Here is a 358-nt window from a genome sequence, read left to right as displayed (position 1 = left end):
AAGCCTACCATTCACAGCGAGCCGGAGTTGCTAAGAGTCTATGAATTTCCTTGAAGGATCTGTTGCAACGTTTGCCCAGCCTGGCCTGCTCCCGGTTTGCAGCGGTCATGGTCAGCGATCCATCGCCTCTGCGAGCACGATCAGGAATTTGCCCTGCATCGCATCGCTGATCAGCTCCTGAAGGCCGGGACGCAACAGCGACGCGCCGCAGATCGCGCGGTGGGTATTGCTGTCGACGACTGTCCAGCCTTGCTTTTCAGCACGCAAGCAGCAGAGCTGCAACTGATCCTCGATCGAGGCGTCTCGGTGATTGTCAGTTGAGTAGCGAGCGCCAAGCGCGACCTTCATGAGGCGGCCC

The 358-nt window shown here is 58.9% G+C and carries 1 protein-coding gene; it reads right to left on the bottom strand.

From position 1 onward, the window contains the following. Positions 1–111 precede the first annotated feature (111 nt). The coding region (locus tag X744_RS01000000170770) for a recombinase family protein (protein WP_032908312.1) at positions 112–358 on the bottom strand (247 nt) is incomplete at its 5' end.

The organism is Mesorhizobium sp. LNHC252B00 (genome assembly GCF_000502955.1).
GTDB lineage: Bacteria > Pseudomonadota > Alphaproteobacteria > Rhizobiales > Rhizobiaceae > Mesorhizobium.
Note: the sequence above shows the minus strand (reverse complement) of the source record. Positions and strands in the feature narration are given on the sequence as shown.